Source organism: Bergeyella zoohelcum ATCC 43767, assembly GCF_000301075.1.
Lineage (GTDB): Bacteria > Bacteroidota > Bacteroidia > Flavobacteriales > Weeksellaceae > Bergeyella > Bergeyella zoohelcum.
Map to the genome: position 1 here is coordinate 560946 of NZ_JH932293.1, position 11257 is coordinate 572202.

The 11257-nt window shown below is 32.4% G+C and carries 11 protein-coding genes and 1 pseudogene; 7 read left to right on the plus strand and 5 right to left on the minus strand.

What is annotated here, in order from left to right:
- Nucleotides 1-79: 79 nt before the first annotated feature.
- The 7 genes from HMPREF9699_RS02515 to HMPREF9699_RS02545 all read left to right on the plus strand — a co-directional run bounded on the left by HMPREF9699_RS02515 (nucleotide 80) and on the right by HMPREF9699_RS02545 (nucleotide 7749).
- Nucleotides 80-940 (plus strand): glycosyltransferase family 2 protein, encoded by an 861-nt coding sequence (locus HMPREF9699_RS02515; RefSeq protein WP_260182241.1) that lies wholly within the window; start codon nucleotides 80-82, stop codon nucleotides 938-940.
- 63 nt (nucleotides 941-1003) lie between these two features.
- Complete coding sequence (locus HMPREF9699_RS02520) at nucleotides 1004-2797, plus strand: ABC transporter ATP-binding protein (RefSeq protein ID WP_002662149.1); 1794 nt, start codon at nucleotides 1004-1006, stop codon at nucleotides 2795-2797.
- 308 nt (nucleotides 2798-3105) lie between these two features.
- Entirely contained in the window at nucleotides 3106-4086 is a 981-nt protein-coding gene (locus HMPREF9699_RS02525; protein WP_002662150.1) for a glycosyltransferase, read from the plus strand.
- A gap of 12 nt (nucleotides 4087-4098) precedes the next feature.
- Nucleotides 4099-4962, plus strand: coding sequence for a hypothetical protein (locus HMPREF9699_RS02530; protein WP_002662152.1), 864 nt, complete (start codon nucleotides 4099-4101; stop codon nucleotides 4960-4962).
- Nucleotides 4963-5271: 309 nt separating this feature from the next.
- A complete protein-coding gene (locus tag HMPREF9699_RS02535; RefSeq protein WP_002662154.1) occupies nucleotides 5272-6075 on the plus strand; it encodes a glycosyltransferase family 32 protein in 804 nt (267 codons plus the stop codon).
- Nucleotides 6072-6752, plus strand: a complete 681-nt coding sequence (locus HMPREF9699_RS02540; protein WP_002662156.1) for an NAD-dependent epimerase/dehydratase family protein — start codon at nucleotides 6072-6074, stop codon at nucleotides 6750-6752. Before HMPREF9699_RS02535 ends, HMPREF9699_RS02540 begins: the two co-directional genes overlap by 4 nt.
- Before the next feature lies 1 nt (nucleotide 6753).
- Entirely contained in the window at nucleotides 6754-7749 is a 996-nt protein-coding gene (locus HMPREF9699_RS02545; protein ID WP_002662158.1) for an SDR family oxidoreductase, read from the plus strand.
- 132 nt (nucleotides 7750-7881) lie between these two features.
- On the opposite strand, the gene HMPREF9699_RS02550 is transcribed toward HMPREF9699_RS02545, so the two are convergent.
- The 5 genes and pseudogenes from HMPREF9699_RS02550 to HMPREF9699_RS02570 all read right to left on the minus strand — a co-directional run.
- Nucleotides 7882-8718, minus strand: a complete 837-nt coding sequence (locus HMPREF9699_RS02550) for an IS5 family transposase (RefSeq protein WP_002662160.1) — start codon at nucleotides 8716-8718, stop codon at nucleotides 7882-7884.
- Between the two features lie 53 nt (nucleotides 8719-8771).
- Nucleotides 8772-9281 (minus strand): hypothetical protein, encoded by a 510-nt coding sequence (locus HMPREF9699_RS02555; protein ID WP_002662161.1) that lies wholly within the window; start codon nucleotides 9279-9281, stop codon nucleotides 8772-8774.
- A gap of 122 nt (nucleotides 9282-9403) precedes the next feature.
- The gene (locus HMPREF9699_RS02560) at nucleotides 9404-9679 is read right to left on the minus strand and encodes a hypothetical protein (protein WP_147292194.1); all 276 of its coding nucleotides are present in this window, start codon (nucleotides 9677-9679) and stop codon (nucleotides 9404-9406) included.
- Nucleotides 9680-9724: 45 nt separating this feature from the next.
- Nucleotides 9725-10183, minus strand: coding sequence for a hypothetical protein (locus tag HMPREF9699_RS02565; protein ID WP_051008190.1), 459 nt, complete (start codon nucleotides 10181-10183; stop codon nucleotides 9725-9727).
- 42 nt (nucleotides 10184-10225) lie between these two features.
- A pseudogene (locus HMPREF9699_RS02570) lies at nucleotides 10226-11257 on the minus strand (hypothetical protein); the annotation flags it as partial.

Genomic DNA, 11257 nt, shown 5'->3' on the forward strand with positions numbered 1-11257 from the left:
GGGTAACTTCCAAGTCACAATTTTAGATGATGGTACTCCTGAAAAATATTTGAACAAAATACGGGAAAAGTATCCCCATGTGAAAATCCGAATTTCGGAAAACTACTCTCAGAAGATTAAAGCCATACAAGAAAATTTGGAACATGGTAAGGATATCAATGGTTTTCACATTCCTACTGATTTATGGAGAAATGCTGCTGAAAACGCATCCGAATATTTTATAATGACCGAGGATGATGTTTGGTTTACAGAAAAAATTAATGTAAATGAACTTGCCCATCAAGCAAAAGAAAATAAAGTTGCTTTATTAAAATTAGGCTGGCTTGGGAATTTTAAAGATGACCAATGGGTAGATTTACTAAAAATTAATGAAAACCTTGTCGCTACCCAGCCAAAAGACTTATTCCTTTCACATCCTTTTATAATGGATTTGTTTTTTTATAATAAGTACAAGTTCTTTACATTGGGGTACAGATTAAAAATGTTTGATAATGAAACAAAGTTGAGGTATTGGGCATTGAACTCTATATTAATGGGATTTTGGAATAAGGACTATTGGAATTTTGTTTGGAAAGATGCACAGGGAAAAGTAGATGAAAAGCAACAGCTGAGAAATGCCGCTATCTATTATAGAAAACATAAAAATAATCCTCATTTTATTGCAAGACTAAATAAGGAAGCGATGAGAACTACTTTTCAGTCTTCGGCTACGAACTCCTACCATGAGTACGGTTTTGATTTTGATGTGAATATGTTTAATCATCTCATCAGTGAAGCATGGTATAAGGACAATTTTGATGTGATGCAAAACTTTCCAAAAGATTTTTCTACAGACTATTGGGAACTGTTTATAGAGCATAAAATAAACACGGCAGAATTTAGAAAATGGGTAGAAAGGTTTAAAAATCAGTACAGAAATTTAGGCTGTGAGATAGAGTAGAGCATAAAAAATGGCATTATTTTCAGTATATTTGTACACCAGAATTAGGAAGAAATAGTTACCATGAAGCAAAAGGAGGATAAAACAAAAGGGTTATTAGGGCATTTTAATTATTTCAGAGAAAAACTCGGAAAACATATTTATGTTTTCATTGTGCTTAATTTTCTTGTAGGTTTATTAGATGGTTTGGGATTGACCATGTTTATTCCTTTACTATCCGCAGCCACAGACACCACGAATGCTAATGAATCTTTAGGTAGTTTACAAGTTTTTATAGACTTCCTCCAAAGCTGGGGAATAGAATTTAATATTGTTAATATTCTTATTCTTATGGTAGTTTTGTTTACTTTCAAAGGAGTAATCAGTTATTTTAAATCTATTTATATTACTAAAATTAATTTAAGAGCGGCTAAGAATCTTAGATTTCAGTTGGTAGATGGTGTAGAGGGGCTTTCTTATGATGGGTTTACTAAGATGAGTGTAGGGAGGATACAGAATCATGTTTTTACTGAAGCATGGAAACTCGTAGAGTCTATAAAGATTTATATGAATATCATTCAGTTTGGAACTATGCTGGCTACTTATGCTATTTTAGCAGCGGTGTCTAACTGGCAGTTCGCTATTATGGTGGCTATAGGGGGATATATCACGGATTTTTTATTCAAATATTTGAGCAAACTGATTAAGGAATATGCTAAGAAGCAAATTGGATTAGGAAATTCATACAATGAAATATTGGTACAGTCTGTAAATAATTTTAAATACCTAAAAGCAACGAATTATTTTCCCATATATAAAAAAATATTGAGAGAGAACATTGAGTTGAATAATCATTATAATTTGCAATCATCTATTTTAAATTCCATTATGGTGAATGCAAGAGAGCCTATGATTATTACTATTATTGCATTAGTCATTGTAATCCAGCTTAAGGTATTTGATGGAAATTTGGCATCTATCTTAGTCAGTTTACTTTTGTTTTATCGTTGTTTAGGTTATTTGGTGAATTTGCAGATGGCGATTGCGGCATTTGCTCCTGCATCGGCTTCCATAGAATCTATTGATACTATTCTTAAAGAATTTGAAGAAAATAGAGAGCCTTTATTTTCAGATGAGGTAGCGTCTATAGATGGAGGAATAAAAGTAAAACAACTTGGTGTTACTTTTGGGAATTTACAAGTCTTGAGAGATATTAATATTACCATTCCACCGAAAACATCCGTTGCTTTTGTAGGAGAAAGTGGAGCAGGAAAAACTACCCTCGCTAATGTGATTTGTGGTTTGCAGCGTCCACATTCGGGAGAGGTAATGGTGGGGAACCAATCTTTGTATGCATCGAACTTGAATTCCTATAGAAGTAAGATAGGATACATCACACAAGAACCAGTTATATTTAATGATACGCTGTTTAACAATGTTTCTTTTTGGGCGGAAAAAACCCCCGAGGCATTAGAGAAATTTCATAAAGTGATGGAAATGGTTTCATTGACACATTTTGTTTCTGAACTTGAAAATCACGAAGATTCTAAATTGGGGAATAATGGTATTTTAGTTTCAGGGGGACAAAAGCAGAGAATTTCTATTGCAAGAGAATTGTATAAAGATGTAGAACTATTGATTATGGATGAAGCTACTTCTGCTTTAGATTCGGAAACGGAGAGGCATATTAAAGATAGTATAGATTTGCTTCATGGCAAATTTACAATGATTATCATTGCACATAGGCTCTCCACGATAAAAAATGTAGACACTGTTTATTTGTTAGAAAAGGGAAATATTTCTGCACAGGGTAATTTCAGTCAACTCGCTGAAAAGTCTGAAAAGTTTAGAAAAATGATAGAATTACAAGAAATTTAAAGCTTGAATTAAATTCTGGCAATGTGATGAGTTCCTTTATAATACAATCTAAAAGTATTAATTTCTTTGGTATAGTTGATTTAATATATTTATCAGAAATGTTTAGAATTTCAACTTAATCATAATAAGTTAAATAAGGCAATCTATTTTTATCCATAACTATATGTATTTAACAATACTATTTCTTTTTATACTATGAAAATCTTATACATATATCCTAACATGACAGCTTCAGGAGGGGTACCTAAGACTATACTCCTCAAGGCTAATTTTTTAGCAGATAAGCTGAATCATAGTGTTTACTTACTATGGATGAGCAATATAAAAATATTCCTCTATTTTTTGAAAAAAATGATAGAGTACACATACATTATATATCTATGAAATCAAAAATGTTCAGAAAAACATTAGAAAATTATTTGTGTTCTCAATCATTTGATATCACCATAGGTATTGCTCTTAGTGATAGTGTTTTTAATGATTTATACAAGATCAATGATGGAAGTAAAAAAATTATGGAGTTTCATACTTCATATAAATATGTTTATGGTTTCTCTAATTGGAGATATGACTTAAAAAATTGGTTTAAAGACAAAAAAAGATTTTTAAAATTTATACATACAGCTAGAAAATATGATGCTTTCGTATGTTTGTCCGAAGGCGGTAAAAAAAAATTCAAAAAATATATTAATCGTATTTTTTTCATTGGAAATCCCATTGACATTATAGCATTGCCTAATCCAAAATATGAATCTAAAAAAGTTATAGCAGTTGGAAGATTAGAGCCTGTAAAACAATTTTCTCGTTTGATTGACATGTGGGTTAAAATAGTAAATGATTTTCCCGATTGGCAACTTAATATTTATGGAGAAGGCCCCCTAAAAGAAGAATTAGAAAGAAAAATATATAGACTTAATATGGAAAAAACCATATTTCTAAAAGGTAAAAATCCAGACATTTTACAACAAATGCTGAATCATTCTATTTTAGTACTTACTTCTCAATACGAAGGGTTTCCTAATGTGCTATTAGAAGCATCTATGTGTAAAATTCCTATAGTTACATTCAACTCCGGATTTGGTATAAAAGAAATTCTTTCTAAATCCAATGGGGGATATTTAATTCCTTTAAACAATGAAAAAATATTTATTCAACAACTTTCAAAATTAATGAAATCTAAGGATAAAAGGAGTGAAATGGGAAAGAAAGGAGAAAATGTTTTACAATATTATAACATAGAAAAGGTTATGAAACAATGGGATTCATTATTTCATAAATTAATTCAATAATAAATATAAACAATGATAAATACACTAAAATATAGACTGAAATCTGCATTAAAAGTATTTTTAGGTAAAGCAAAAATAGAGAAGCCTATAGTGTTCACAGGATTTAAGGAATCTATTATTTCAGATGATTTTAAAAAAAATCTGGAACGCTATAGTTATGAATTTATTTTTACAGAATTTGGAAAAGAGCGAGTGAATGCAGGAGGAGCCGTTTTAGATAAAAAAAATAGACTTGAACCCTCTTTATCAGGAATAAAAAAGTTTTTCCCTAATGCTAAAATTACCGTTTTTACAGATTTTGATTGGGAAGAAAATCTAGATCTAAACATTGTAAAGGTGGAATCCCCTATCCCGTTTCCTGAGCATGCAAGATTTGGATACAGAACAGGAAATTATTTTAAGTTCAAAGGATTATTGGATTCTACAGCCGATTTTGCTTGTGCCTTGGATACAGATATGCTTTTTGTAAATGAAAACATCTACTCTTTGGTAACCTTAACTAAAAAGTTTGGATTTTGCACAGCTAATAATAGTTCAAGGCAATTAATCAATAAGGATATGGCTATTTCCCTTGATACACAAAATGTTAATGATGATAGTTTAGGAAATGCTCACTCCTATAACCAAAGTCCAATGACCCTTTGGAGAGGAGATGATAGAGGAAAAGTTTACTATAACTCTTGTTTAGAAATTATGAAAGATAATCCCTCCAGAGGATCACTTGTAATGTATAAAGCAGCCTGGAAAACAGGTGTTTATCCTTATGTTTTGCCAATGCAATTCTGTGTATGTGATGGAGATATTGGCTGTGGGTACGAGATTCTGCTACATATTGGTCATCCAAGAGTGGCAAAATATTATGGTGTTGAGAGTTAAAGAAGGCTAAACATTTTAGTTTGCCTCTAAAATCTCTTTGTAGAAAGGGTATATTATATTTGTTTGATATTAGTCTACCCCACTGTTTTTTCTCAGTACTGAATTGAGAATATTTTGGTCTTGGAAAATCGGTTTTTCGATTTCATTTAACTCCGAAAATAGTTTGTTCAGCAAATGCTTATCCATATTTTTGGTTTCAATGCTTACGAACTTATCATTCCGAGTTTACTTGTTTCGGGGCTCCTCGGTTGGTTGTCATGGCACTGGGTAGAGAAAAGAGCACTTAATTTGAAAAATATTATTAGATAAATGATACCTAAGAAAATACATTATTTTTGGTTCGGAAAAGGTAAAAAATCGGATTTAGTAAAATTTTGTTTAGAAAGTTGGAAGAAGAATCAATCTGATTTTGAAATTATAGAATGGACGGAAGAAAATTTTGATGTTAATCAATGTTCATTCGCCAGGGAAGCATATGCAAAAAAGAAATGGGCGTTTGTTTCGGATTATGCCAGGGCAAAGATTTTATATGAAGAAGGTGGTTTTTATTTGGATACAGATATGGAGTTAAAATTTCCTTTAGATGAGTTTGTTAATCATCGTGCCATTTGTGGATTTGAAATAGAAGATGTTCCCTATTCTGCTTTTTGGGCAGTAGAGAAAAGACATCCGTTAGCTAAGGATATTAAAGATTATTATGAAAAATTAAATCATTTTTCAGAAATTCCTAATACTGCTATTTTTTCAAAATTATTAATTGATAAATATGGTGCAAATGGTAAAGAGGATAAATTTCAACAACTAAAAGAAGGGATAGCATTATATCCGTCTCACTATTTCTCATTGGATTTACCTAAAAACTATATCACTCATCATTTTTCAGGTTCTTGGCATTCTTCTTGGCTAGAAAGTGATAGTACCTATAAAAAAATGGTTAACACTTATGGGGTTCTCAAACAATTACAAGATATTCCAAATGGGAAAAAACATATTAAGGATGTAATTTATAATCATAAAAAATTGGATTTAGATAAAATATTATCTCAGTTTCCATTAAGGTTTATAGTAAATTTCGTAGTAATTCAATTGCTAAAAAAAATAAAACTTAAATGATCATCGGTAACGGGCTTATTGCCTCTTTGTTTAGGGAGGATGATGCGGAAAGCGTAGTGTTTTTCGCTTCGGGGGTTTCTAATTCTTTGGAAACTCGGGAATCTGAATTTCTGAGGGAAGAAAATCTTATTAGGAAAACCATTTCGGAGAATGAGGGTAAAATCTTCGTTTATTTTTCCACTTGTAGTATTTATGATTCTTCCAAAGCACAAAGTCAGTATGTCCTTCACAAGCTAAAAATGGAGCAAATCATTGCGGACGCCTGTGAGAAGTATCTCATTTTAAGGGTGAGTAATGCTGTAGGGCATGGTGGAAACCCTAACCTTCTGATGAACTATCTTATCCGTTCTGTGAAAAATGGAGAAACAATTAATGTGCATACTAAGGCGACTAGGAATCTGATTGATACCGAGGATATTAAGAATGTTACCTTATTGCTCCTTGAAAAGCAAGAGCTGAACAAGATAGTAAACTTAGCGTATTTAGAGAATTATGCCATCATTGAAATTTTAGAAATCATAGAGAAGTTTTTTAGTCTGAATCTCAATGTTAATCTCATCAAAGCAGGCTCTGGTTATGATATTAGTATTCCAGATATTCAAGACTATTTCAAAAAAAATAAATTGACCAATAAAGAGGCGTATCTTTGTAACATATTAAAGAAATACTATTCATAAAATGAATTTCCAATCATTACAAAACAAAAAAATATTAGTAACCGGTGGAGCAGGCTTCATCGGTTCTAATCTTTCTGAAAAGCTCTTGGAATTAGGAGCTATGGTGACCGTTTTGGATAATTTTGCCACAGGACATAGACACAATATAGAGGCTTTCCTATCCAATGAGAATTTTACCTTGATAGAGGGAGACATCCGCGATTTGGAAACTTGTAGAAAAGCTTGTGAAGGACAGGATTTTGTCTTGCATCAGGCGGCTTTAGGTTCTGTACCGCGTTCCATTAATTACCCAATTACCAGTAATGATGTGAATGTAGGCGGTTTCCTTAATATGCTGGTAGCTGCGAGAGATACGGGAGTAAAACGCTTGGTTTATGCCGCGAGTTCCTCTACTTATGGAGATTCTAAATCGCTACCTAAGGTGGAGGATGTCATCGGAAAACCACTTTCCCCGTATGCAATCACTAAATATGTCAACGAACTATACGCCGATGTATTCAAAAGAACTTATGATTTTGATACTATTGGATTGAGATATTTTAATGTCTTCGGAAGAAGACAAGATCCTAAAGGAGCGTATGCGGCGGTAATTCCCAAATTTGTGATTCAGCTGATGAACCACCAATCGCCTACCATTAATGGCGATGGAACTTACTCTCGTGATTTTACTTATATTGATAATGTGATTCAGATGAATCTTTTGGCGATGATTTCAGAGAATGAAAATGCAGTTAATCAAGTATATAACACGGCGGTAGGCGACCGAACGACCATCAAAGATATGGCGGAATTGCTCAAAAAATATCTATCGGAATACGACCCTAAAATCGCAGAAGTAGAAATTCTCCATGGGCCAAATCGTCAGGGGGATGTGCCACATTCTTTGGCTTCCATAGAAAAAGCACAAAAGAATTTGGGTTACCAACCCACTCATAAATTCGCTGAAGGGCTAAAAGAAGCGGTAGATTGGTATTGGGAGCATCTGAAACTATCATAAGTTTATCTTCGTTTTTGAAAAACAAACGAAGAATTCGGCTTTATCATCAGTAAATTATTTCAAATAAATACGATTGGATAGTGATAAAAATCATTTATTATTATTTGTACTTAATAAAAATAGCTGTAGAACTCATCTGGACTTTCTCTTTTGTTTAAATTTTCTGAGTCCTGAGACGATAAATGCAAGGTAATTAAAACCTATCCAACTACTTACGGTAGTATCAAAACGATTTAAAACCGAACGAAAACTATCCATCCAAGCGTTGCTTCTTTCAATGGCGTAACGCTCTTTATAGAGTTTTTTATCGAAATAATGTTCCGTTTCAGAGGGTGATTTTTGGTTTCTTTTGTTTTCACAAATATTGGCTATGATACCTTCTGAGGCGGTTATTTTCCGAAGATTTTCACTGTCAAAACCTGCATCAAAATTCACAAATAAACCCTCTGTGGAAATTTCAGCCTTTTTCAAAACGGATGTAATTCCTTGAAAATGAACCTCTATATTATACAAGTCGTGATGCTCGCCAGATATAGGCTGAGACATTGCTAACATCAAACCTTGCCTGTCGGACAAGAACAAACTATTCGTTGTTTTTGCTTTTTTACGAGCTTGATAACCGACTTCTTCCCCGCCTTTTTTTGCGGGTGTTTGGCTACCGTCAAAATCGCAACTTGAACAATCTATTTTCGATTTGTTTTTCTTCAAAATTTCTACCCAACAAGTCTGCCAAGCACCTTCTTCACACCATTTCCGGTAATGCCCAAACACGGTTTTATAGCTCGGAACTACCTCTGAAAACAATTGTTCCATTGGTAAAAGTGCCCATTGAATACCTGTTTTTAATTTGTATAAAATACAGTTAACTATCTCACTAATAGGCGATTTTGGTTTAAATCCTCTTTTTCTTTTAGGTAAATGTGGGATAATTTCTTCTATTATCGTATCTTTGTCCAGTACTACAAACAAGGTCTTAGGTTTTTATGTTTCACACCACAAAAATCATAATTCCTTGTTTGTTTTCAAAAAGTCAAGATAGACTCATTCTCAAAACTATTATTCTGACTGATATTTCTAGTAAAAATACGATCTAAAACCGAATAAAACCTTTTAAATCGCTCTGTTTTTTGGTGATTAATAGACGATGAATCCATCGTATAAACATATTTAATAACAATCTTACGCTTATTGGTATATATACTATAAGTATCAAAAATTTTTCCAGATTCAAAGAATTCCATTACTTCCCCTATGTCATGATTCATGTCATGAAAAGAACCGATTTCGTTTTCGATAAAAGATTTTTGTATATCACTCAAATCTTTCGCAGAAAGATTTATTTTTACAGAATCCTCCTTTATATCTAATATATCATTCTTATCTTGCACTCTATCATAGATATAAAGTTCGCTATTATTCAAATACACAACAGTCCCAATAAAATCCTCCTGCTTAAACCCCAACACCTTCTCTCTATTACAAGACTGAAAAAATAAACCGCTGAAAAAAACGAAAAACAAAAATATTTTCATATTAAAAAAGCTCTACAAATTTATCAAGTCCCAAATTACTCCACATATAGTTTTTAGGTATATGAAATCCCCCGTAACTATTAAGGTGCTTCAGAATACCATTTACAGACAAATTATGATACCTAGCATAGGCGTAATTGTAAGACCAAGCAGATCTTTCTAAATACCCTAGTGTTATTTAATCCTAACATCACATGTCGGGCATGAATAAACTCGTGATTTAAAATAGATTTTGCCATATAATGTCCATCAACACGGACTCCTTTTAAACCCGGAGACACCCATATTTTAGAAGCATTATTCTCATGAATAGTCTTTGCAATCTTCATAGATCCTGATTTTTTTATTGAATTTCCAAAAATATCTTTTTTATATTCAACCATAAACCCTTTTTCCATTTTGATATACTTACCGGTCTGATTCTGGGGGAGCATTGTACTGGATTACCGATTTTTGAAATGATTTTTTATTTTTTCACTATAAATGGTATCTAATACCGAATGAAACAACTTAAATCTATTCGTTTTATCTCTATTTATGAGGGACATTTGGGAGCTATTTTGATAGTTTACAACAATCTTTCTTCTATCTGTAATAATGGTATACTTTTTCAAATTTTCATCTGTATGAATCTCATCTATAATATCTCCAACATCATTGTTATTATGATTAAAAAGATAAATCTTATTCTCTGAAAAGGCATTATTAATTTTCTCCATTTCATAACTAGTTAGACTCATTTTTATGGTATCACATGATAATTCATCACTTGACAAAAAAAACTGTTCTTTACCTATCTTATAATCTAGATAATATAGCTCTTCATTATCTTGATAAATTATAGTTCCAATCTTTGAAAACTCTAATTGAAAACCAATCATTTTTTCACGCTTACAAGACATAGCAAAACTAACAACAATAATGTAACACAACAACCTCATTGCTTAAAATAATTTTAAAAATTTATCCAATCCTAAATTACTCCACATATAGTTTTTAGGTATATGAAATCCTCCGTAACTATTAAGGTGTTTCAAAATACCATTTACAGGCAAATTATGATACCTAGCATAAGCATAGTTATAAGACCAAGCAGATCTTTCTAAATACCTAGTGTTATTTAATCCTAACATCATATGACGAGCATGGATGAATTCATGATTTAAAATAGATTTTGCCATATAATGCCCATTGATATGAATACCCTTTAATCCGGGAGACACATATAAAATTGTTTCAGATTCACTTTTTACAACTTTTGCAAGAGTTTGACCTATTTGTTGTTCTTGATTATAAGTTCTTATATATTCTTTCATTAAACCATTTTCCAACTTATAAAAGGAACCTTTTGAGTGTGGAAGGTTGTCGGAGGATACTAGTCTAACATCATCTATTTTGAGTTTTCTCATAATCGTATTCACATCACCATTATTCTTTTGAATATACTCTAATAATTCCTGCTTACTTGAAAATTGCTGCCCATCATAACTAAAATCTCCCTTTGCATCTAATTCTACAGAGTTTTTACCTTCAAACAATTTCCCTAACCCATAACTCACCGCTGCTATAGACCCACCTATCACTGCTCCTTTTACAAGTCCCTTAAAGAAATTTTCATTGTTCATAAGAGCTTGTACGCCACCACCGCCTGCTCCTGCCAATGCACCATTACCCACAGTTTCCCAAAAACCTCCTGCCTTAAACACATCCCCTAATCCTACAGAGGCAATCTTAGAAACTGCCATAAAGAAAAGTCCTTTAACAAACTGAAAAGCATCTATTGTCCCTGTAACTAAAGCATCTATGGATTTCACTATCTGCACCGCTGAGAAAATTGCGGATATTATTTTTATCGCTCCAAATATAAATCCTACAAACTCTCCACTCGGGTCATTGTACATCAGTGGGTTATTGTACACATAGCCGTATTTGTTATAGTTCTGCGTGTTGTATGGGTCTTGGATATGTTCATCGGC